The organism is Sarcina ventriculi (assembly GCF_900456775.1).
GTDB lineage: Bacteria > Bacillota > Clostridia > Clostridiales > Clostridiaceae > Sarcina > Sarcina ventriculi.
Map to the genome: position 1 here is coordinate 35,660 of NZ_UAUL01000012.1, position 23,804 is coordinate 59,463.

A 23,804-nucleotide genomic window follows, 5' to 3' on the forward strand; every position below is an offset into this window, starting at 1 on the left:
AATGAAATCTAACTGAATAAGCACTCACAAATAATTATATATTTAAACTAGCTTCAAATTATGCATTATAATCGTAAAAACCTTTTCCTGATTTTCTACCAAGCCATCCAGCTCTAACATATTTTCTTAAAAGACTGTGTGCTCTATACTTTGTGTCACCTGTTTCGTTATATAACACATCCATAATTGCTAAACACACATCTAGCCCTATTAAATCGCCTAAAGCTAAAGGTCCCATTGGATGATTAGCTCCTAATTTCATGGCAGTATCTATATCCTCCACAGATGCAACCCCTTCTGCAAATATTCCTACTGCTTCATTTATCATTGGAATTAATATTCTATTAACAACAAATCCAGGAGCCTCTGCAACTTCAACAGGCTCTTTTCCTATAGCAAATGATAATTCCTTAACTTTATCAAAAGTTTCTTGAGAGGTTGCCATACCTTTTATAACCTCAACTAATTTCATAATTGTAGCTGGATTAAAGAAATGCATTCCTATTACCCTATCAGGTCTATTTGTAACAGATGCTACTTCTGTTATTGATAAAGATGATGTATTTGAAGCTAAAATTGTTTCAACCTTGCATATTTTATCAAGTTGTGAAAATATATCTTTTTTTATCTCCATATTTTCAACAGCAGCCTCTATAACCAAATCACAATCAGCTGCCAAATTTAAATCAGTAGTCCCTGTAATCTTTGATAAAACATTTTCTTTGAATTCTTCAGTTACCTTTCCTTTTGCAACTAATTTAGAAAGGTTTTTATTTATTGTTGCAATTCCTCTGTCTACAAATTCATCCTTTATATCTCTAACTATTACTTCATATCCCTTTTGTGCAAACGCTTGAACTATTCCAGAGCCCATTGTTCCAGCTCCAATTACAAAAATCTTTTCCATTATATTTTATTCCTCCTAAAATACATTAAACTTTAATGTTACTATTATATATTAAACTATACTCATAATTATTTCTTTAATTATTTACATTTACAATTACTATTTCTAATTACAGTTATATTTATAATTTCATTTTGAAAAGCTTTTAACAAAGCTTTTTCTAAAACTAATTCTTTGTCAAAATTTTGTATATCTTTACAACAAGCAAAAACTTTATTTTCTTCTCCTTTTGCATTAACATAAGTTAAAGTTACATTGGGTCTATCATATTCAACATTAACAATCTTTATTCCCCAAGATAAAGTTGAATATTCTCCGTCCACTTTTAAAAAAGTAGAATCTTTTAATTTTTGAGCTTCCTTGTTTGGATCCTTTATTATCAACAATTCATCCCCAACTTTATACTTTGACATGCGATCATCCCCTAAATATAAATTTTTATATATTTTATAATTATTTTTTTAACAATCACAAATAAATTATAGCATAGCTACTCTTATATTACTACCACAAAATAACTAATATTACAATTAATTGAATATTTTATGTAATTATTAATCAAAGTATATTTAAATTTATTTTTTATAAAATGTTTCAATATTCAATTCAAAATTTTAGGGATAAAAAATATTTTTTATCCCTAAAATCAAAATTTAATCATTTAATCCATGATTATATATTCTCCTATTTTCTAAAGACCATAATCTTTCTGAAAATTTTCCAACCTCAGTTTCATTTGTTACTTTTCTCATATCATACATTCGTGCATCTATTAAATCAATATAGTGAAGAATTTCAGCCTCTGGAATCATTGGTTTTATAGGGCTACCGTATTCTGGCTCATAGTGATGAGATAGTACTATATGTTCTAATAAAATCATGGAATCTCTATCAGCCTTTACCTCTTGCCCTGCAAGTTCAATCTCCTTAACCCCTTGAGTTATATGTCCTAAAAGAGTCCCTTCTAATGTATAATCATCAACTATCCCAAGTTCACTAGAAGCCATTTCTTTTATTTTTGCTAAATCATGAAGAATTATCCCGCCATAAATTAAGTCTGTATTTAAAAAATCATATATACTACAAATTTTTTCACCAAGATTCAACATTGTAGTTATATGATATAAAAGTCCGCTTTTTATAGAATGATGATTTTTTTTTGCTGCCGGGTAATACATTAATTTTTCTTTATTTTTTTCTACCATTAAATTAACTATATTTTTTATATCTTCATTTTTCATATTATTAATATAAGTTTTTATAGTTTCAAACATTGTCTTACTATCAATTGGTGCACTTTGAACATAATCATCTATATTTACCTTATCTTCTGAAACTATATTCCTTATTTGTTCTACCTTTAGTTGAAGAGAACTTTGCCAACTTGTAACCATTCCTCTAACTTTAACTATAGTATTAGCTCTAAATTCACTCTCCTCCCCTTCTTTAACTTCCCACTTCTTAGCAGTAATTTCTCCTGTTCCATCTGCTAGAACAAAATCTAAATACTTTTTGCCATTGGAATTAGTAGTTTTTAAATCTACAGATTTTATTAAATAAAATCCCTCACTTCTTTCATTTTTTACAAACTCATTTATCTTTCTAATTGGAATAGTATTACTCATAAAATTATCATCTCCACATTAAAATATTTTCTACTAAAAATTAATCATTTTATCTTTCTAATTATACTAATATTATACTATGTTTTATTAATAATACATTTAAAATAAAAAAATAGACTAAAAATCCTAGTTTATTTTTAATCTATTTTTATAAAAAAATTAATATATTTTCTTTATTATATTTTATCTAAAATTAAATTCTTATTTTTAACTATATAATTTTCCATTATATAGTTAAAAACATCTTTTTCTTTATAAAAAACGTTATGTTTATCTATTTTTTCTCTCTCTATAATAAAACAATCAATATTAAGTTCTAATGCACTTTTTACTTTATCTTCAGTTGCACCTTTTTTACCACTATCTTTAAATAAAAAAATTTTTATATCATAATTTTTTAGAAAAGCTAAGTCTAATTCATAATTTATAGGACCCTTTATAGCTATTATATCATCTATTTTTGCTCCTCCATTAATAGCTTTTTCAATGGATTCTTTAGTTGGAAGTATTCTATGAATTATTCTATTATTTAGATTCATATTTATAAGATCAGAAACTCTATTTACCCCTGTTGCATTTAATATATTTCCAGATTTATTTTTTATCTTTTCCTTAAAATCATCTAAATTTTTTATCATATGAATAAGAGGTTCATCTTTATATTTTTCAATGGAAGATTCTCTTTCAAACCTTATATATTCAATACCACAAATACTGCAAGCTTCCACAACATTTTTACTTACGTTAACAGCATAAGGATGACTAAAATCGCAAAAAATATCTATATTATTTTCTTTTATGACATCAATTAACTCTTTTTTATCTAATGGTCTAGTGTTTAAAACTTTACATTTTACATTACTTAAAAGTTCTCCTCCATATTCTGTAGATACCGATAAAAATAAATCATCAGTATACCTATTGATATCTTTTAAAAGATTTTTTCCATCTGATGTACCTAAAATAAATCCTAACATCTTGTATTATATCCCCTTGGAGTTATAAATTGTCCATCTTTAATATAACTCTTGGAATTCCCTACTATAACAATAGTCATCATATCAACTAAATCATAATCTATATTATCAATTGTAGTTACTAATGAATTTTGACCTTCTCTTAATGCATGTTTCACAATAGCTACTGGTGTTTTACCATCTCTATATTGCCTTATGATATCTATGCATTCTTTTAAATAATGAGGTCTTCCCTTGCTTTTAGGATTATATAATGAAATTATAAAGTCTGACTTAGCAGCAAAATCCACTCTTTTTTTTATTTCATCATATGGAGTCATTAAATCACTTAAACTTATATTGCAATTATCATGCATAAGTGGTGCTCCAACTATTGAACCTGCAGCAGATGATGCAGTTATTCCTGGAACTATAACTACATTTTTTATTTCTTCTTCGTTACAAAGTTCTAAAATAAGTCCAGCCATTCCATATATTCCTGCATCTCCAGTACTTATTATTGCTACATCTTTTTCTTTAGCAAGTTTTATGGCAAGTCTACATCTTTCCTCTTCACTTCTCATTCCTGTAGAATAAAGTTCTTTTCCCTCTATTATTTCCTTTATCATATCTAAATATTTAGTATAACCAACTATAACATCACACTCTTTTATAACGTTATAAGCTTTAAGTGTCATATTCTCTATTGAGCCTGGCCCAATTCCTACAACATATAATTTTTTCATTATTTTATCTCTCCTATACAAAGTGTTACACCATCTAATTTTTGTTTTTTCAAAATAATTTCTCCACCTAAGAGCCTTACTGAAGGTTCACAAACATTCCCAACACCTATAGTCTTCTTTACAAACTGACTTATCTCAAACTGACTTTCTATTGGAAGTATATCTTCTTTAGTAAATACCTTAAAATCACAATTTAAAGTATCCTTTAAACTTAAAATTGCTTTTTCATCTTTTTTAATATCTATGCTTCCTATAGCCAAAACTGATCTCTTATCTATATTATTCTCTCTTAAACATTCCAAAACCTTAGAAATTAAGTGTTTTTCATCAGTATCTTTCTTGCAACCAACACCCAAAACTATATTTCTTTTTATAAGTTTTAAAACATTCTTGCCTTTTAAATCATGTCTTTGAATTTTATTAGTAATCCATAGAACATTATTTAAATTATCATTAAATTCATTATATCCTTTAGGTGTATTTATACATTTAAACTCATCTAAAAACCCTATAACTTCTTCATCTAAAAGCTTAACTGCAAAATTTTTTGCAATCTTTAAATCATCTATTATAAAATTATTTTCTTTTGCAATAATATCAGGAGCTACAACATTTTTTATATCAGTTGCAGTAGTTACAACATTTATAGCACTTAAAATTTTAGAAACTTTACTTGACAGCAAATTTCCACCTCCTAAATGCCCTGATAAAAGACTTATGGAAAATTTACCATAACAATCTACAACAACTACAGCTGGATCATTTGTTTTACTTTTTATATAAGGAGCTATAGCCCTTACAGCTATACCTGTTGATGATATAAAGATAATACCATCATACTTTTTACTTTCAAAAATATGCTTAACACAATTACTAAAATTAAAATTTTCATCTATATATTTTGAGAAAATTTCACAAGTAAAATATTCTTTTAACTTTAATAAAATCCTATCTCCTTGCTTCGTTACACTTATAATAGCAATCATTTTTAGATACCTTTTCTATATTCATGGGTAAATGATTTATCATATAAAAGACTTTTTTCATAATCACAATCTATAAAATCACCAACTAATATTTGAGCACATTTTTTAATGCCTGCTTCCTTTACCTTTTCGCTTATATCATCAAGAGTTCCAAATATTACTCGTTCATCTTGCCAAGTAGCCCTTTCAATTACAGCTATAGGAACATTCCTTCCATAACCTTTTCTAAGCTTTGCAACAACTTTATCTATCATAGATATTGATAAAAATAATGCCATAGATGCTCCTATTGAAGCTAATTTTTCTAAATCCTCTTTTTCAGGAACCTTAGTCCTTCCTTCAACTCTAGTTAAAATTACCGTTTGAGATACTGAAGGCAATGTAAATTCTCTCTTTATTGAGGCAGCCGCTGCTACAAAAGAACTAACCCCTGGCACTACTTCATATTCTATATTAAGCTTTATAAGTTCATCCATTTGTTCTTTAATTGCACCATAAATACTAGGATCTCCAGTATGAAGTCTAACTGTTTCTAAATTATTTTCACTAGCTTCTTTCATAACACTTATAACTTCCTCTAAAGTCATAGAAGCTGAATTATAAATTTTAACTCCATTTTTACAAAACTTTAAATGCTCAGGGCTCACTAGAGAACCTGCATATATAACAACATCTGCTTTCTCTAAAATAGAACGTCCTTTAACTGTTATTAAATCCACATTTCCAGGACCTGCTCCTATAAAGTAAATCATAATTTTACCTCCATAATACAATAAATTTTATAATCTATTCTCTATTAGCTATTATTAAAGACATATAATCTCTATGATTTAATATATCTTCTTTTTTGTGCAATATTTTTTGCCCATCTCTTCCAGCCCTTGAAACTAAAACATAATTAAATCCTTTTTCTTCAAGAACATTTATTATCTTTTCTTCTAATTTATAAACCTTCATAACAACTACATACTTTTCATCTTTTATTTTATCAATACTTCTACCTGGAAGTATTAAAAGAGGTTCATCTCCTAAACAAAGAGGCATATCTGTAAGACTTGCTGAAGCACAAAACGATGTTATTCCAGGGATAGTTTGAACCTCATACTTTTCACTTTCAAAATGCTTTAAAATATGAGTATATGTACTATAAATATAAGGGTCTCCTAAAGTGAAAAAAGCTACGTCTTTACCTTCATTTAAAAGACCTTCTATAAGATTATAAGCCAATTTTACCTTCTCATTAGTATTTGATTTTCCCATAGGAAAATGAATTATTCTAACGTCTTTTTCCTGCTTAACATAAGGCTTTATCGTTTCATATGCAATACTTTCTCCCCCCTCTTGAGAGCTTGGACATATTAAAACATCACTTTCATTTATTATCCTTATAGCTTTTGCAGTTAAAAGCTCACTATCTCCAGGACCTACTCCAACACCTATAAACTTCGCCATTAAAAATTCTCCTTTTATATTTATTTTTTTACACTTATTATAAAAATCGGATTATTCGCAATTAACATCTTCAATCTTCCTTTAGCTTTAGAAACCTGAAGCATTGTTACATCAACCTTTAAGCCTTTTTTTTCTACATAATCACAAAAAGCATTAAGGTTAGTTATGGTAATAAAATTTGCAACTAACATACCATTATTCTCTAAAAGTTCTAATGATTTATCTATAATACATTCCATATTTCCACCAGTTCCACCTAAAAATATTCCGTGAAACTTCATTTTAATATTACTTAAAACTTCTATTGCATCTCCTTCAATAAGATTTATATTAGTGCAATTAAACTTATCTATATTAATTTTAGTAGTCTTTATAGCTTCTTCATCACGTTCAATAGATACAACTTGCCCATTTTTACATATCTTTGAAGCTTGAACAGTCATACTTCCCGTTCCACTCCCTATATCTAAAAAATTAGAAGTTGAATCCAGTTCTAATTTAGCAAAAGTAAGTATTCTTATATCCTCCTTAGTCATAGGAACATCACTTCTTATAAATTCCTCATCCTTTATAAATTTCAAAGCTATTTCACCTCCACCATCATAACAGATAGATTAGAAAATTCATAATTTAATATCTCTCTAGGATTCCCCTCAACTATCCTTTCATTTTCATAAGATAAATTTTCACCCACAATAATAGTACAATTTATATTATTTTTAATGAGTATTTCACATAGTGATTTTGGAGTATTTTTATTATCAGTAAGCCAAATGGTCTTACAATTGTTCTTTACATGTTCTAAAAATTTTTCTTCTCTACCATGCATACTTCCTAAAAATGTCTTATTCCAAACCCTTTTAGTTTTAGCTGTTAAATACTGAAAAGAACTTATACCAGGAATTACTTCAAAATTTCTATTAAAATTTTTTGATATATAATCTGCTATACCGTAAAATAAAGGGTCTCCAGAGGCTAAAATTGATATATCTCCCTCTAAATTCTCCATATAAGTTAATATCTCTTTTAAATTGTTAACTTTTATTTTTTTGCCCTTTATCATAGATTCTAAAGTATCTATTGACCTTGAAAATCCTATAACATAATCACTATTTTTTATAATATTTTCTGCCTTTTTTAGTATATAATCAATATGCCCAGGACCTATCCCAACTATATAAATCATAAATTTTTCTCCTTAAGCTTTAGCTAAAATTTCCGAATCTACGGTTCCTTTATAGACTAAAACATCGATATCAATTTCTCCATGAATGTATGTTATTGCAGATGACTTAATCTTTTTAGCTATATTTTGATATAATTTTTCATTTCCTTTTCCTAAAGTATTTACTGCTCCATCTGTTGTTTTCTCATTTAAAATTCTTTTTACAAACTCCATATCATAGCCTAAAAGAGCCATTTCAAGAGCTATAACCTCAAGTCTAACACCACACACTTTGCTATGAGTATTAAAACATCCATAAGCTATTTTGCACATTTTTCCTATGTGCCCTATTATAGTAACCCTAGTAGCCCCCTTATTTACACAAGTTTCTAAAGCAAATCCCACAAAATTAGACATTATGACCATTTTCTTTTCATCATATCCTAAATTTTTAGCAAATTTTTCTCCCATATGCCCAAATACTAAAATAATTTCTTTGCTATATAAAATTTTTTGACTTATCTCAAGGGCTATTGATGCTTTTAAAGCTTCTTCTGACATAGGATAAACAATACCAGTCGTACCTAAAATAGATATCCCATTTAAAATATTTAATCTACTATTGAAAGTCTTTTTTGCTACTAATTCTCCATCTGGCACAAATATCTCAACAGCAACCTCAAATCTTTCGTTTTCACTAATTTCTTTAACAGCCTTTTCTATCATAAGTCTTGGTACAGGATTTATCGCAGCCTCACCTTTTTTTATACTAAGACCATCAGCATAAACCCTTCCAACCCCTTCGCCTCCATCAATAGAAAATTCATTGGCTTTTTTAACTCTTGCACCTATTAAAATACCATCAGTTACATCAATATCATCTCCGCCATCCTTTCTAACTAAACATTCAACGTAATCTTCATAAAAATTTGTTTCATGAACCTCTATTTCAATATTTATATTATTAGGAGTAAGTATATTAACATAATCTAATGATTTCCCATTAAAAAGTGCATAAGTAGCCGCTTTTGCTGCTGCCGTTGCACAAGAACCCGTAGTATATCCACATCTTAGCTTTTTACCAAAGCTTTCAATATACATTTCAAACATTATCTATCAACCACCATGTACATAAGGGCATTAACAATTGCAACCGATACAGTACTTCCGCCTTTTCTTCCCCTTATTGTTATGTTATCTAAATCAGTTTTTAAAAGTTCCTCTTTACTCTCAGAAGCTCCAACAAAACCAATAGGAGCACCTATAACAAATTTAGGTTTAGCTTTTCCTTCTCTATAAAGCTCTATTAATCTGTAAAGGGCAGTTGGTGCATTACCAAAAACGAAAAACTCTATTCCTTCATTCATTGCTATTTCAATGGCTGCCATAGATCGTGTAATATTTTTTTCTTTAGCTATTCTAAAAGCCTCTTCCGTTGAAACATAATTTACAATTTCGCAACCTAACTTTTCTAAAGCTTTTTTATTTATACCTGATTTAATCATTTGAGTATCTGTATATATTTTACACCCCTTTTTTAAAAGAGAAAGCGCCTTATCTATACTTTGTTCATCTATTCTAATTAAATCTTTATATTCAAAATCAGCTGTTGTATGAATAACTCTTTTTACAACATTTAGTTCTCTATCAGAAAAATCATGGTTTCCCATTTCTTCTCCAATTATTTCAAAACTTCTCTTTTCTATATCCATAGGAACTTTTATATAGCCCATAAAATTCCTCCTTAAACTATACTTATTTCACTCATATATAAAATTAACATAATAAAGTTTATTTTAAAATATTTTTTATAAATTCAATATTACCAAAGAAATGAACATGTGCATAAGTTGCCAATGTATTGTTTTTTAAATATCCACATCTCCAATAATTATCCTTTAAAAATATATCTTTTTTTCTTATTTCATATATTGTTTCTTCATTAATTTCTACCTTTGATTTATGAAATTCATGAGCATTTATTTCTAAATTGCTAGGTAACATATTATTATCTTTTAAGACTCTTGCTGTATTATACCCAAAATTATTTAATGAATTTGTCATATAAGAGCATCCACTAAAATATTTAACCATATCAAATCCATCTATATTTTCAGTTAAATACATAAGTCCTCCACATTCTGCATAACATTTAAGACCATTATTCAATTTTTCTTTTATATCTAAAAGGAGTTCTTTATTTTTACTTAAATCTTCTTTAAATATTTCTGGATATCCACCACCTATATAAAGAAAATTTATATCTTCAGGTAATTTTTTATCCCTTAATGGGCTAAAAAACGTTACCCTCCCAGCCTCTTTTAAAAGCTCTATATTTTCCTTATAATAAAATCTAAATGCTTCATCATAAGCAATTCCTATATTTAAATTTAAATTTTCTAGTTTAAACTTTTCTCTATTTGCTATTCTAATGTCACTTTCTTTAAAGGAACTTATAATACTATCTAAATCAACATATTTTTCTATAATATCACTAAATATATCAATTTTATCTTTTAAATCCTTAATCTCTATTCCCTGAACTAACCCTAAATGTCTTGATTTAAACTTAACTTCTTCTGTTTTTGGTATGTATCCAAAAACCTTAAGTTTAGTATGTTTTTCTATTATAAATTTTAAAAGATTATAATACTTTTCACTTACTTTATTTAAAACTATACCAGCAATATTAGCATCCTTAAACTCTAATATTCCTCTAAGTTCTGCTGCTAAAGTTGTACTTTTTGCCTTTGGAGTTATTACTAAAACTATCGGAAGGTTAAGAATTTTTGATATATGATAGGTTGAAAATTCAGTATCTATGCCTTTCCCATCATAAAGTCCCATAACGCCTTCTATTATTCCTAAATCTCCTTCACCTCTTAAATAACTCTCCTTAACTCCTTCTTCCCCCATTAAATAAGCATCTAAATTTCTTGAAGTATTCCCAGTAATAAGTGTATGAAAATCTCCATCTATATAATCTGGCCCCACTTTATAACCTTGAACTTTATATCCTCTTTTCATAAGAGCTTTTAAAAGCCCTAAAGTAAAAGTAGTTTTTCCTCCACCACTCTCATTAGATGATATTATTATTGAGTGCATAACACTTTAGCTCCTTTTTTCGTTTCACCTTTTCCTAAAACTTTTCCGTCTATTGTTTCTCTTAAATGATTTATATACATATCCCATATAGCTTCAAACTCTCCAAGACCATGTAAAAATACATTAACATTAAATCCATTAGCCTTAAGAATAGACTTCCATGAATCTTCATCATCACCCGCTATATCATTTTTAGCATGATCTCCTGCTACAAGCAAAAATGGCACCAAAGTAATATCTTTTATATTTAATCTTCTCAATCTTTTTATTACATTATCAACTGACGGATACCCCTCTATAGTTCCAATTAAAAAGTTTTCCTTATCATTTTCACTTAATATGTTTTGAAGACATCCATAAGTTGCAAAGCTTGGATGGAAAGTCCCATGTCCCACTAAAACATATCCTTCACTCTTTGGTAAAAAAGTATCTAAAGCATTTATAAAGCTTGTATAATCTTTTTCTTCCTCATTTTCAAAGTATAAAAGAGGTCTTGATAATCTTAATATTTCAAAATTTTGTTTATAAATTCTAACAACATTTTTTATATAATCAAACTCTTCTCCTGAAATAATGTGAAGAGGTTGAATAACAATTTCCTTATAACCCTCTCTATAAAGATTATCTAATACCTCTTCTGGTTTATTTATCTTTATACCATATTTTTTATCTAAAGCTCTTATTATCATATGAGATGTAAAAGCTCTAAAAACATCATACTCTTTAAATGTTTCTGCTATTTTTCCTTCCACTTTATCTATTGTTTTTTCTATTGTGTCTAAATGGCTTGTACCAAAACTTATCACTAAAATTGCTTTTTTCATTATTTCTCCTCTTTCTTTAATCATTTTAATCCTAAGATTCTATCTAATTCTTCCATATCTAAATTTTCTTCCATTAGCTTTAAAAGTTCATCATATTGTTTTTCTCTATACTCATCATAACTTAATTTTTTATTTTCTTCTGTGATTAATAAATCTTTATTAAATTTTTCTTTAAAAGTTTCTACTAAAGAATTTAAAAATTCTGTTGAATCAAAAATCCCATGGATATAAGTTCCATAAACATTTCCTTTTTCATTAGAAAGTCCTAAAATGTTCTTATTTTCATCTTGTATAAATACATTTTTATCATCTAAAATCTCACTTCTACCATTATGTATCTCATATCCTATAACCTTTTTTCCAAAAGAATTACTGATTAAATCATGCCTTGAAACAATATAACCGTTTGTATGCTTTAATGTTTTCAATTCATTAAATTCTGTTGAAATATCTAAAAATTTAAATCCTTCTTCTTCTCTTATATTTCCTTCTATACCTAAAGGATCTTTAATACTTTGTCCTAACATTTGATATCCACCACAAATGCCAAATAAAATAACTTTTTCTTTATTAACTAAATCTTTTATTTTTTCAAAAAGACCATTATTTTTAAGCTCCTTTAAATCAAACAAAGTATTTTTAGTACCTGGAATTACTATAACATCAGGATTTTTAAGCTCTTCTAACGTTTCTACATATCTAACTGAAATTCCAGATACTCTATTAAATGAATTAAAATCAGTAAAATTAGACATATGTTTAAGCCTAATTATTGCTACATCTAAATTATTTTCTTTAGAGTTCTTATTTTTTATCTTGTCACTAACCCCATCTTCATCCTCTATATCCAACATAAAATAAGGCATTACTCCTAAAACTTTAACGCCTATTAAATCTTCAAGTTGCTTTATAGCAGGTTTAAATTTATCTTTATCTCCTCTAAACTTATTTATTACAACTCCCCTTAAAAGTTTTCTTTCATCTTCATCTAAAAGCATTATAGTTCCCAAAACTGAGGCAAAAACTCCACCTCTATCTATATCGCTTACTAGTATTATTGGTGCTTTCACACTTTTAGCCATATATGTGTTTGCTATATCCGTATCCTTCAAATTTATCTCTGCACAACTTCCAGAACCTTCTAAAACTATAAAATCAAATTTCTTAGAAATATCTTCATAGCTTTTTTTAACCTCTTTTCTAAAAAACTCACACATTTCTTTATACTTATAAGAATCCATATTTGAATAAACTTTACCATTTAAAATTATTTGAGTTTTATTATTTCCACATGGTTTTAATAAAAGTGGATTCATAATAGCCATAGGCTCTATTCCACAAGCCCTAGCCTGTACAACTTGGGCACGCCCCATCTCATCTCCATTTATTGTTACATAAGAGTTTAATGATATATTTAAAGCCTTAAAAGGAGCAACCTTTAAATCTTTCTTTTTTAAATACCTACAAATAGCACTTGCTAATGTACTCTTTCCAACACCAGAAGCCGTTCCAAGTAAAATAACATTATTCATTTAACTCCTCCTGCATTCTTTATTTATAAATAATCAATTTTATATCAAAATAACTAAAAATATGCTCATATAGATAGAATTTTTACTAACCATTCTATCTAGATCAACATTTTTCTATTAATAAATATTTAAATGAGCAAAAATCCCATCTTTTTGTATAGAATCAATTTTAAAATTAACCCTTTCCTTAAATAATGGCCCATCATAAACAAAGGTATGGTACTCACCATTTTCACCACAAACATCACAATTTTTTGCCTTTATCTTGTCCAAAACCTCCTTATTTAAATCAGTCCCTAAAAAACTTTCATCTAAATAATTCAAATTGACTTTTTTTATCACAGCTTTAAAATCACAATTTACAAACTCAGATACTAAATCCTCTCTTGATTCTTGCCAAAGTGGAAACCATGATTTCATATAAACATTCTTACATCTATCATCACACCATTTTCTATGATTCTCTATATCAATGTCTCCAAAAATACAACAAGTTGCTCCAATTTTTTTCCCTTGTCTAAGACCATCCTCAAAATTTTTCTCATAATCTTCACCCGACGCTTTAACTAATATAAGAGGAATTTCTAAAGATTTTGAAACACTCCTTATCAAACTTAGTGATACATCATGAAACCACGATATATCCTCCTCATCATGTGCTATGACCAAAAGTCCTACAACATCTTTGCCTAATCTTATAGCCCTGTATAAAGCTAATACACTATCTTTACCTGTACTATAAGAAACTATATACTTTTCTTTCAATAATTTTACCCCTTTCTTTTCTGTTACAATATTGCAGATTAAAATTTTAAAATCTGATAATTACATCATAATTAATCTCAAAGCTTCTATAAGTTTTTTATTTTCTTCTCTAGTCCTTACTGCAACTCTATAAAACTCATCACTAAGTCCGTAATAATTATTACATCTTCTAATTATTATTTTGTGCTCTAAAAGTTTTTCATACAAATCTTTTTTCTGTGTTTTAATCATAATAAAATTAACACTTGGCTTAAAAACTTTTAATCCTTTTATATTTTTTAAGTTCTCATATAAATAATTCTTTTCATTCTTTGCAAACTCTAAAGAAACTTTTATATACTCCTTATCTAAAAATCCAGCAATCAATGCTTCCTTAGCCAAAGTATTTACCGACCATGAAATACCTACCCCGTCTATCTTTTTCTTTAACTCATTATTACTAATGAATCCATATCCTATTCTTATACCAGGGAAGGCAAAAAACTTTGTTGCAGATTTTACAATAATAAGGTTTTTAAAAGAATCTAAAAGTTTTTTGCACTCATAAATGTTTTTATCTTGTCTAAAATCTAAAAAAGATTCATCTACAACAATCACAGTATTAGTTTCCCAAGCTTTAAGTAAAATTTCTTTAATATCTTTAGATTTAGTTAAAACTCCTGTTGGATTATTAGGATTACAAATAAATACAACATCTAAATCTTCATTTATTTTTTCCAAAATATCATTTGTTATAGAAAAGCTATCTTCTTCTCTAAGATAAAAATGCTCTATACTACATCCTATACTTTTAAGCGCTTCTTCATATTCTGAAAAAGTTGGTGCCAGTACAAGAGCTTTTTTAGGTTTTATCCCTCGCACAATATTAAAAATAATCTCAGCTGCACCATTTCCTAAAAGTATGTTTTCATAAGATACTCCCTCAAAATCTTCTATGGCTTTTTTTAAATCATAATATGTTATATCAGGATATCTTTCTATTTTTAATATATTTTTTTCTATACTTTTTTTTACCTTTTCTGATAAACCTAAAGGGTTTATGTTGGCAGAAAAATCTAAAAATTCTTTTGAAGATATGTTTAGTCTTCTTGCTACTTCTTCTATATTTCCACCATGTTTACTCAAAATATCCCTCCTCATCATAAAAATAAACACATTAAAAGTTTTATTATTAAACTTAAAACTACTCCTAAAACTGTAGTTAAATATAAAATTTTTACACACGTATCAAAGTGATTGACTTTTATTCTACCTAAATCATCTCCAATAGTAGGCTTTATGACTTTTTTACCAAAATAATAGTTTGTCCCTCCAAGCTGAATACCTAAAGCTCCAGCCATAGCAGCCTCTGGATGTGCACTATTAGGACTTGAATGATTTAATCTATCTCTTTTATAAATCCTATAACTTTCTCTCCAATCAAGCTTTAATATACGTGATGCTAAAACTATCAAAAGCCCTGTAATTCTAGCTGGTATGAAATTAAATAAATCATCTAATTTAGCTGGAAAATATCCAAAATCTTTATACTTATCATTTTTATAACCAAACATAGAATCCATAGTGTTTACAGCTTTATATATTAAACCAAAAACAGGACCACCAATTCCTATATATATAAGAGGTGCAATAACTCCATCTGACATGTTCTCAGCTATAGTTTCTATAACTGCTCTTAAAATTGCCTCTTCATCTAAATTTTCAGTATCTCTACCAACTATATAAGAAAGTCTCTTCCTTGCTCCCTCTATATCTCCATTTCTTAAATACTCTAATACTTTAAAACCTTCAACCTTTAATCCCTTAGCTGAAATACAGAAATAAATAAATACACCTGCTATTAAAAAACCTAAATAATAATTCATAAAGTAAGTACCATATATTAAAAAATAACCTATAGCCCACGTTATTAAAATAACTATACACCAAGTTATTCCTCCTGCTATTTTCAAATGATTTTTTAAAAGCTTTCTACTTCTCTTTTCTACTTTTCTAGCAATAAACCCTATTATTCTTACAGGATGAACTGGATTTTCAGGTTCCCCTACAATAAAATCCGCAATAACACCAAACATGATTTCTAACATAAAAATTACCTCTTCATTGGAATTTTATTTTTTATACTAACCTCAACATTTTCCTCATAAAAACTAATCTCAAGTTCATACCCTTGTCCATAAGAAGGTTGTAAATCATAAAAGCTACTATTTTTTTCATTTAAAAATTCGCTTAAAATAGACACAATAACTCCCCCATGAGTAACCAAACATACATTTTCTACATTTCTTTCTTGTAAATCATTTAAAAATTTAACAAATCTTTCTTTAACCCTATTATTAAAATCTATTCTTGATTCACCATTAGGACAAGATATTCTACCATCCTCATCCAATATCCACTTTATATATTTATCATTTCTTCTAAGCTCTTCATAAGATTTAAGTTCAAAATCACCAAAATCATATTCCCAAAAATCTTTAATAGATTCAAAATGAACATTATTAAATAGTATTTTTAAAGTTTCATTAGCTCTTTTAGCGCCACTTGTAAAATATACCTCACTTAAAGGATAATAAAATTTTTCTTTTAAATCCCTAAGATTTAAAATTCCACCTTCACTAAGACATACATCCTCTCTTCCACAATATAATTTTTTTTCATTGCAATATGTATTTCCATGTCTTATTATATAAAGCTTCAATCTTTCCCCTCCTCTAAACCCTTAAATACTTTTAATATTTAAAATAAGAGTATAAAGTTAACACTACTATTTAAGTTTAGTATCCAATCCAAAGAAAACTCTATATGTGCTTTGAGATTTTGAAATTAAATATTGCATACATTTACCAGTTTCCTCTCGCCACCTTCTATTCATAACTTCCATCGGAACAATTCCTGAACTTATATCGTCACAAATAATTATTTTATCTTTTAATTCTCTCTCATTTTCTTTTAAAATTTCTAAAGGCTTAAATCCTCTTTCTAAACATTCTAAAACAAATATATGTAGCCCACTTAAAACTCTTTTTTCTAAATTTAATTTTTCATCTTTAAAGTAATATATATCATCTTCTAATATATTAAACTTTTCTTTGACAAAATTTAATTTACCACAGTATGCTCCACCAAAAACAACAATCATAAAAATTCTCCTTATCTTTTAATTTATAATTATATAATAGCTAATGCCAATATAAGTAATGTTTCACAAATTACTAATCCATAACCTGCTATATCACCTGAAATTCCTCCAAGCTCTTTTATAGGTTTTTTCATCATATAAAATACTATGAATAAAACAATCAAAGATACTATTAATCCAAAAATTCCAAATAAAATTACAAACACACATAATATTATGCACAAAAACATAATAGATAACACCTTATCTACTTTTCCTACATTTTGCTTGAAATATTTTACTAAAGAACTTTGCTCCATTGATTCATTAAAAAACATCATAATTGCCATAAAACTTCTTGATATAGCTGGAATAAATATAAGACTTAACATTAATTCATTTTTATTTATCAAAGTACTTACTCCTGAATAATTTAAAACAAAAAGACATGCCAAAGAAATTACTGCAAAAGCACCTGTGTGAGAATCTTTAAGTATTCTAAGCTTTTCTTCCTTATTACGTCTAGATAGCATAGCATCACAAAGATCCATAAATCCATCTAAATGTAAAAAACCTGTTATAAAATATGGAAATAACATTAAAATAGCTGTTATTATTATTACAGGAAGATTAAAAATTGTTAATACCTTAAAAAGTAAAAACCAAAGCATTCCTATAATAAACCCAACCAAAGGATAAAAAATCAACATATGTTTAGCACCATCATCATCCCAATTGTGATATCTTACAGGAATTGACGTAAACATCCCCATAGCCATTAAAAATCCTTTTAAATAATTTTTCATTCTAAATCCTCTTTACAATTACAATTTATTTTATCATTACAAACTTATATTAATCTATTAACTCATCTTAAATTAACATTAATTTTAAAAATTTTCTTTTTTATAATTTTTCTTTATGACAATAAACTTTTCCATAAGAACATTCAAAAACATAATCCATATCCTTAGTCAATATCCTTGTTGCATAAGATAATTCCTTTAAAAATTCATTTGTATAATTATCATACAAGAAACTATTTGAAAAAATATAATCAGAAACTACTATCAAACTTCTAACCTTTTTTCCTATTTCTAATATTTCATTAGCTATTTTTGAATATATGTTTTTGTTAAATTCTTTCCCATTAAACATTTCATTAACTAAAAGAGAAGTCAGGCTATCTATTAAAATAATGTCTCGTTTATTAACCTTCTCTAAAATGCTTATAATATTTCTATTACACTCTATGGTATGAAATCCATAACCTAATCTAGCTTTTATATGATTTTGTATTCTCTCCTCATCTTCTTTATCGCAAGGTTTCATAGTTGCTACATAATATAATTTTCCATCTCCATTATAAATATCTCTTGCTAAATTTTGTCCGTACATAGACTTTCCGCTTTTACTTCCACCTAAAATTAAATAATTCATACTACACCTATCTATCAACTATATAACAAGATTTATCTCTAACATTATCTATATAATCATCATTTATATCAGCTTCTTCAAAAGTTGCCATATTATTCATAACAGCACAAGAAGCTTCAACTACTGAAAATGCTATGGGACACCCACTTCCTTCCCCAAGTCGCATATCTAAATTTAACATTGGCTCAAGACCAAGTTCATCAATTATTATCTTATAACCTATTTCTTTTGATGCATGAGATGTTATTAAATATTCCTTTACAATAGGATTTATCCTAACTGCTATCAAGGCTGCTACCGCTGATATAAAGCCGTCTATTACAACAGGTATTTTATAATAAGCACTGCCTAAAAAAACTCCTGCCATAGCAGCTATATCAAACCCTCCTATTTTAGATAAAACATCTATAACATCTTTTTTATTAGGCTTATTTATCTCTATAGCCTTCTTTATAACATTAATCTTATTTATATAATCCCTTTCTAAAAGCCCTGAACCTTTTCCAACCACTTCTTCTACCATATGTCCTGTTAAAACCGCTGTTATAGCACTACTAGTTGATGTATTTCCTATACCCATTTCTCCAACTCCCAATATATCAAAGCCTTCATCCTTAGACTTTTTAACCATTTCAACTCCTATATTTATAGCTTGTACAGCCTCCTCATAAGTCATTGCAAAAGTTTTTGCCATATTGTTAGTTGATTTTCTTATTTTTTTATTTAATACATTAGGACTATCAATATCAGAATTTACTCCCACGTCTACAACAAGCAAATCACAATTATAAAATAATGCTAAAGCCCCAACTCCAGTTATCCCTTTTTTAAAATTTAAGGTTTGCTTTGTTGTAACATACTGAGGACATGACGAAACTCCTTCTTCAATAACCCCATTATCAGCACACATTATTATAATTCTTTTATTTATTATAGAGTTATTAAGCTTTCCTGTTATCCCAGCTATTTTCCTTGCTATATCCTCAAGCTTTCCAAGGCTTCCCAAAGGCTTAGCTAATGAATTTAATCTATCTTGTGCCATCTCACAAACTTTAAAATCTATATGCTCTATTCCATTTATGATATTTTCTAAAGATTTAATAAAAATCACCCTCTTAAAATTACTTGAATAAATAAGTACTATTCTTAAAATTATTAATATGATGTAAAAAAGTATTTTAAATATCAATATCTAAATTAATCAAAAATAAAAACGCCATACTCTAAAGTATAACGTTTCTAGAATCAAAACATAATAAATACAACTATTAAAATATAATAGTTTAAATCTGTAAGATACTAATTCCCTATACATCGTAAAGCATACTAGCAAAATTTAAAGGCAAATATTCCGGCTTGATTTCATTGCACCTTTTCACCTTCCCAAAGAAACTCTTTAGTGGCATAACAAAAAAGATACTCCATCTTACGGCGGCGGGACCGCACAGGACTTTAACCTGTTTCCTTTTTAATGCAAACAGCTTGCAACCTTTAAATTGTAATATTAAATTCTAAATAATAATTTATATTATAGTTTATTTAAAAAAATATGTATATAGTCAAATTTTAACGCTACTTTATTGTAGTTATAATATTTATTTAAACAAAATATTATATTAAACTAATTCTTGTAAGTATAAAAATATTAATTTTAAGGAGAAGCTATTTTGAATTTACCTAATGATGTTAAGCTTATTTTAAATAAATTTTATGATAATAATTTCGAAGCCTTCATAGTTGGGGGTTGCGTACGAGATAACTTACTCAGAAAAACTCCACATGATTATGATATAACAACTAACGCACTCCCCAATGAAATAAAACTTCTTTTTGAGAAAACAGTTCCAACTGGAGTTAAGCATGGAACTATAACAGTTATCATAAATAATACTCCCTTTGAAGTCACAACTTACAGAACAGATGGAGAATATTTAAATAATAGAAAACCTAAAAGCGTAAAATTTGTAACTAATATTAAGGAAGATTTAGCTAGACGCGATTTTACTATAAATGCTCTAGCCTATAATCCTAAACTTGGATTAAAAGATTTTTTTTATGGTAAAGAAGATTTAAAAAATAAAATAATACGCTGTGTTGGAATACCTGATAAAAGATTTAATGAAGATGCCTTAAGAATTTTAAGAGCCATAAGGTTTAGTTGCCAATTAAATTTTGAAATAGAAATAAACACTTTAAACTCTATAAAGAAAAATTTTATCCTCATTAAAAATATAAGCAAAGAAAGAATTAGAGATGAATTTTCTAAGATACTTTTAAGTCCAAACTCTTTTAATGGTGCATGCATTTTAAAAGATATAGGCATTACCGATTTAATTATCCCTATTTTTAAAGAAAACTTTAATTTAGATTATAATACCTTAAAACACAATTACAAATTTTTGCAGTTTGTTCCCAATAAATTATCATCTAAATTAGCATCTTTTATCATTGCATCTTGCAATTTTGAAGGAACGAATAATTTAACTCAACATATATTAAAAACTTTACACTATGACAATAAAACAATAAAAGAAACTTTAATTCTTGTTAATGAATTTAATACACCATTAACTTTAAATAGATATGAATTAAAAAAATTTATCAATAGAGTGTCTAAAGAGTTAATTTTTGATTATATTGATTTAAAAAAATCCTTTTTAAAATTTAACAATGAAACCTTAGAAGATATAAATATTATAGAAAAAAACATACGAGATATCTTAGATAAAAAAGAACCATTAACTATAAAAGACTTAAATATAAACGGAAGTATGTTATCTAAAGAATTAAAGCTAAAACCTGGCAAAGAAATAGGACTAATCTTAAACTATCTTTTAGATAAAGTTTTGCAAAATCCTAAACTAAATATTTATGATACTTTAATTAATATTGCTAAAAACAAATACATCACTTAAATTTATTCTTTCTTTTTATAAATAAGTATTGAAAGATTTATACTAAAGCTATAACATTAAAATATTGTATTTTTAAATTCTATATTTTAAGGAGATTTTTATGGACAATTTAAAAATTATTTATACACCTAAATCTAGAAAATATATTAATAGCAATAGAGAATTAATTTTGTCTAGTTCTAATAATTATACAGATGTCTGTGTTGCTGTATTAACAGATAGTGATTTAAACTTAATCGATAGTATCTACAATACTAAATTTGGTATACCAATATTTGTTGTTTTAGAAAATACAACTAATCTTAGCGATAATTTTAAAACTAAGGTTGATAACATAACACTTTCTTCTAATATTAACATAGAATCTTATAACAAAGAAATTGAATATTTAGCTAAAAAATATGAAGAAACTATGCTTCCTCCATTTTTTAAAAAATTAAATGATTATGCTAAACGAGGAAATTTACAATTTGATTGTCCCGGGCATCAAGGAGGGGAATATTTTAAAAAACATCCAGCTGGAAAAGTTCTTTATGATTTCTTTGGAGAAAATATATTTAAATCAGATATTTGTAATGCTGATGTAGATTTAGGAGATTTACTAATTCACGAGGGTCCTGCAGTAGATGCTGAAACCCATGCAGCTAAAGTTTTTAATGCTGACAAAACATATTTTGTAATGAATGGAACTAGTACTTCTAATGCTGTTGCTATAAATGCAGTAGTAGCTCCTGATGATTTAGTTTTATTTGATAGAAATAATCATAAATCAGTTTATATTTCAGCTTTAATCCAAGCAGGTGGAATACCTATTTACCTAGAAACCGCTCGTAATCCTTTTGGCTTTATAGGGGGAATTGATGAACATTGCTTTGATAAAAAATATTTAAGAGAAGAAATTGCAAAAATAAACCCAGAAAAAGCAAAAGAAAAAAGACCATTTAGACTTGCAATAATTCAACTTGGAACTTATGATGGTACTATTTATAATGCTAGACAAGTTGTCGATAAAATTGGACACCTTTGCGATTATATCCTGTTTGATTCAGCTTGGGTTGGCTATGAACAATTTATCCCTATAATGAGAGATTGCTCTCCATTGCTTTTGGATTTAACTGAAAATGATCCCGGAATACTTGTTACTCAATCAGTGCATAAGCAACAAGCAGGTTTTTCTCAAACATCACAAATTCATAAAAAAGATAGTCATATAAAAGGACAAAAACGTTATGTAGACCATAAGCGTTTTAATAATTCTTATATGATGCATGCTTCAACTAGCCCATTTTATCCATTGTTTGCTGCCTTAGATGTTAATGCTAGAATGCAAGAAGGAGAAATTGGTAAAAAATTATGGGATGATTGTATAAAAATAGGGATTGAGGCTAGAAAATCAGTTTTTAAAAATTGTTCTATGTTGAAACCATTTATACCTAGAACTATAAATAATAAAAATTGGGAAGACTATGACACCGACGAAATAGCAAATAATATTGAATTCTTTAAATTCATTCCTAATGAATCATGGCATTCTTTTGAAGGCTATGGAAAAAATCAATATTTTGTAGATCCTAATAAATTTATGCTAACAACACCTGGCATAAATGCTGAAACTGGAGAATACGAAGAATTTGGAATACCAGCTACAATTTTAGCAAATTATTTAAGAGAAAACAGAATAATTCCTGAAAAAAATGATTTAAATTCTATTTTATTCTTACTAACTCCAGCTGAAAATACTGAAAAAATGAATCAATTAGTATCTACACTAGTAAAATTTGAAGAATTTATAAAAAATAATGCTCCACTTAAAGATGTTTTACCAACACTTTATGATAAATATAAATGTCGTTATGAAAATTATACTATAAGACAATTGTGCCAAGAGATGCATGACTTTTATAAAAAACACGATGCTAAAAAATATCAAAAAGAATTATTTAGACAAAAATCTTTTCCAACACAAGCAATGCTACCACGTGAAGCTAATATAGAACTTGTAAGAAATAATGCTAAACTTGTTCCACTTAAAAATATAGTTGGAAAAGTTGCTCTACAAGGTGCTCTTCCATATCCACCTGGAGTATTCTGTGTAGTTCCTGGTGAAATTTGGAATGAAATTGCACAAAAATATTTCTTGATATTAGAAGAAGGCATAAACATTTTTCCAGGATTTTCACCTGAAATTCAAGGAGTTTATCTTGAAGAAGAAAATGGTGTAACCAAGGCTTACGGATATGTTTTAGATAAATAATAACCATATTT

General features: G+C 27.4%; 25 protein-coding genes and 1 riboswitch. Of the genes, 2 read left to right on the forward strand and 23 right to left on the reverse strand.

Annotated elements, in window-relative coordinates; all coding sequences use genetic code 11:
• Nucleotides 1–58: 58 nt before the first annotated feature.
• The 23 genes from DR020_RS11390 to cobT all read right to left on the reverse strand — a co-directional run bounded on the left by DR020_RS11390 (nucleotide 59) and on the right by cobT (nucleotide 19,735).
• Nucleotides 59–907, reverse strand: a complete 849-nt coding sequence (locus DR020_RS11390) for a 3-hydroxybutyryl-CoA dehydrogenase (RefSeq protein WP_112366013.1) — start codon at nucleotides 905–907, stop codon at nucleotides 59–61.
• A gap of 80 nt (nucleotides 908–987) precedes the next feature.
• Nucleotides 988–1,320 (reverse strand): hypothetical protein, encoded by a 333-nt coding sequence (locus tag DR020_RS11395; RefSeq protein ID WP_055260111.1) that lies wholly within the window; start codon nucleotides 1,318–1,320, stop codon nucleotides 988–990.
• A gap of 240 nt (nucleotides 1,321–1,560) precedes the next feature.
• Complete coding sequence (locus DR020_RS11400; RefSeq protein WP_112366014.1) at nucleotides 1,561–2,532, reverse strand: 3'-5' exoribonuclease YhaM family protein; 972 nt, start codon at nucleotides 2,530–2,532, stop codon at nucleotides 1,561–1,563.
• A 176-nt stretch (nucleotides 2,533–2,708) separates the two neighbouring features.
• Nucleotides 2,709–3,509, reverse strand: a complete 801-nt coding sequence (locus DR020_RS11405; protein WP_070101209.1) for a cobalt-precorrin-6A reductase — start codon at nucleotides 3,507–3,509, stop codon at nucleotides 2,709–2,711.
• Nucleotides 3,503–4,234 carry a precorrin-3B C(17)-methyltransferase gene (gene cobJ / locus DR020_RS11410; protein WP_112366015.1) on the reverse strand — a complete coding sequence of 244 codons (732 nt, stop codon included), beginning with the start codon at nucleotides 4,232–4,234 and terminating at the stop codon, nucleotides 3,503–3,505. Before cobJ ends, DR020_RS11405 begins: the two co-directional genes overlap by 7 nt.
• On the reverse strand, nucleotides 4,234–5,220 hold the full coding sequence (gene cbiG / locus DR020_RS11415; protein ID WP_112366016.1) for a cobalt-precorrin 5A hydrolase: 987 nt from the start codon (nucleotides 5,218–5,220) through the stop codon (nucleotides 4,234–4,236). Before cbiG ends, cobJ begins: the two co-directional genes overlap by 1 nt.
• A gap of 2 nt (nucleotides 5,221–5,222) precedes the next feature.
• The gene (gene cobM, locus DR020_RS11420; protein WP_055260115.1) at nucleotides 5,223–5,972 is read right to left on the reverse strand and encodes a precorrin-4 C(11)-methyltransferase; all 750 of its coding nucleotides are present in this window, start codon (nucleotides 5,970–5,972) and stop codon (nucleotides 5,223–5,225) included.
• Nucleotides 5,973–6,006: 34 nt separating this feature from the next.
• Nucleotides 6,007–6,672, reverse strand: a complete 666-nt coding sequence (locus DR020_RS11425; RefSeq protein ID WP_058993942.1) for a cobalt-factor II C(20)-methyltransferase — start codon at nucleotides 6,670–6,672, stop codon at nucleotides 6,007–6,009.
• A gap of 20 nt (nucleotides 6,673–6,692) precedes the next feature.
• A complete protein-coding gene (gene cbiT / locus DR020_RS11430; protein ID WP_055260117.1) occupies nucleotides 6,693–7,253 on the reverse strand; it encodes a precorrin-6Y C5,15-methyltransferase (decarboxylating) subunit CbiT in 561 nt (186 codons plus the stop codon).
• A gap of 2 nt (nucleotides 7,254–7,255) precedes the next feature.
• Nucleotides 7,256–7,858, reverse strand: coding sequence for a precorrin-6y C5,15-methyltransferase (decarboxylating) subunit CbiE (cbiE, locus tag DR020_RS11435; protein ID WP_112366017.1), 603 nt, complete (start codon nucleotides 7,856–7,858; stop codon nucleotides 7,256–7,258).
• 12 nt (nucleotides 7,859–7,870) lie between these two features.
• The gene (cbiD, locus tag DR020_RS11440; RefSeq protein ID WP_112366018.1) at nucleotides 7,871–8,947 is read right to left on the reverse strand and encodes a cobalt-precorrin-5B (C(1))-methyltransferase CbiD; all 1,077 of its coding nucleotides are present in this window, start codon (nucleotides 8,945–8,947) and stop codon (nucleotides 7,871–7,873) included.
• Nucleotides 8,947–9,570 (reverse strand): precorrin-8X methylmutase, encoded by a 624-nt coding sequence (locus tag DR020_RS11445; RefSeq protein WP_055260120.1) that lies wholly within the window; start codon nucleotides 9,568–9,570, stop codon nucleotides 8,947–8,949. The genes cbiD and DR020_RS11445 overlap by 1 nt, the downstream gene beginning before the upstream one ends.
• Before the next feature lie 58 nt (nucleotides 9,571–9,628).
• On the reverse strand, nucleotides 9,629–10,942 hold the full coding sequence (locus DR020_RS11450; protein WP_112366019.1) for a cobyrinate a,c-diamide synthase: 1,314 nt from the start codon (nucleotides 10,940–10,942) through the stop codon (nucleotides 9,629–9,631).
• A complete protein-coding gene (locus DR020_RS11455; RefSeq protein WP_235865700.1) occupies nucleotides 10,930–11,790 on the reverse strand; it encodes a sirohydrochlorin cobaltochelatase in 861 nt (286 codons plus the stop codon). Before DR020_RS11455 ends, DR020_RS11450 begins: the two co-directional genes overlap by 13 nt.
• Nucleotides 11,787–13,298, reverse strand: a complete 1,512-nt coding sequence (locus tag DR020_RS11460; protein ID WP_112366020.1) for a cobyric acid synthase — start codon at nucleotides 13,296–13,298, stop codon at nucleotides 11,787–11,789. The genes DR020_RS11455 and DR020_RS11460 overlap by 4 nt, the downstream gene beginning before the upstream one ends.
• Before the next feature lie 117 nt (nucleotides 13,299–13,415).
• On the reverse strand, nucleotides 13,416–14,063 hold the full coding sequence (locus DR020_RS11465) for a Dph6-related ATP pyrophosphatase (protein WP_055260123.1): 648 nt from the start codon (nucleotides 14,061–14,063) through the stop codon (nucleotides 13,416–13,418).
• Between the two features lie 60 nt (nucleotides 14,064–14,123).
• A complete protein-coding gene (gene cobD, locus DR020_RS11470; protein WP_055260124.1) occupies nucleotides 14,124–15,188 on the reverse strand; it encodes a threonine-phosphate decarboxylase CobD in 1,065 nt (354 codons plus the stop codon).
• A gap of 14 nt (nucleotides 15,189–15,202) precedes the next feature.
• Nucleotides 15,203–16,150, reverse strand: coding sequence for an adenosylcobinamide-phosphate synthase CbiB (cbiB, locus tag DR020_RS11475; protein WP_112366021.1), 948 nt, complete (start codon nucleotides 16,148–16,150; stop codon nucleotides 15,203–15,205).
• A 5-nt stretch (nucleotides 16,151–16,155) separates the two neighbouring features.
• On the reverse strand, nucleotides 16,156–16,764 hold the full coding sequence (locus DR020_RS11480; RefSeq protein ID WP_112366022.1) for a histidine phosphatase family protein: 609 nt from the start codon (nucleotides 16,762–16,764) through the stop codon (nucleotides 16,156–16,158).
• Nucleotides 16,765–16,830: 66 nt separating this feature from the next.
• Nucleotides 16,831–17,205: a bifunctional adenosylcobinamide kinase/adenosylcobinamide-phosphate guanylyltransferase gene (locus tag DR020_RS11485; RefSeq protein ID WP_112366023.1), complete on the reverse strand. Its 375-nt coding sequence runs from the start codon at nucleotides 17,203–17,205 to the stop codon at nucleotides 16,831–16,833.
• A 29-nt stretch (nucleotides 17,206–17,234) separates the two neighbouring features.
• Complete coding sequence (locus tag DR020_RS11490; RefSeq protein WP_055260128.1) at nucleotides 17,235–17,990, reverse strand: adenosylcobinamide-GDP ribazoletransferase; 756 nt, start codon at nucleotides 17,988–17,990, stop codon at nucleotides 17,235–17,237.
• A 100-nt stretch (nucleotides 17,991–18,090) separates the two neighbouring features.
• Complete coding sequence (locus tag DR020_RS11495; RefSeq protein WP_058993924.1) at nucleotides 18,091–18,624, reverse strand: bifunctional adenosylcobinamide kinase/adenosylcobinamide-phosphate guanylyltransferase; 534 nt, start codon at nucleotides 18,622–18,624, stop codon at nucleotides 18,091–18,093.
• A 7-nt stretch (nucleotides 18,625–18,631) separates the two neighbouring features.
• Nucleotides 18,632–19,735 carry a nicotinate-nucleotide--dimethylbenzimidazole phosphoribosyltransferase gene (gene cobT / locus DR020_RS11500; RefSeq protein WP_112366024.1) on the reverse strand — a complete coding sequence of 368 codons (1,104 nt, stop codon included), beginning with the start codon at nucleotides 19,733–19,735 and terminating at the stop codon, nucleotides 18,632–18,634.
• Nucleotides 19,736–19,948: 213 nt separating this feature from the next.
• A riboswitch (cobalamin riboswitch) is annotated at nucleotides 19,949–20,132 on the reverse strand.
• 159 nt (nucleotides 20,133–20,291) lie between these two features.
• On the opposite strand from cobT, the gene DR020_RS11505 reads away from it, so the two are divergent.
• Nucleotides 20,292–21,539, forward strand: coding sequence for a CCA tRNA nucleotidyltransferase (locus DR020_RS11505; protein WP_112366025.1), 1,248 nt, complete (start codon nucleotides 20,292–20,294; stop codon nucleotides 21,537–21,539).
• Between the two features lie 100 nt (nucleotides 21,540–21,639).
• Complete coding sequence (gene speC, locus DR020_RS11510; protein ID WP_112366026.1) at nucleotides 21,640–23,793, forward strand: ornithine decarboxylase; 2,154 nt, start codon at nucleotides 21,640–21,642, stop codon at nucleotides 23,791–23,793.
• Nucleotides 23,794–23,804: the final 11 nt, after the last annotated feature.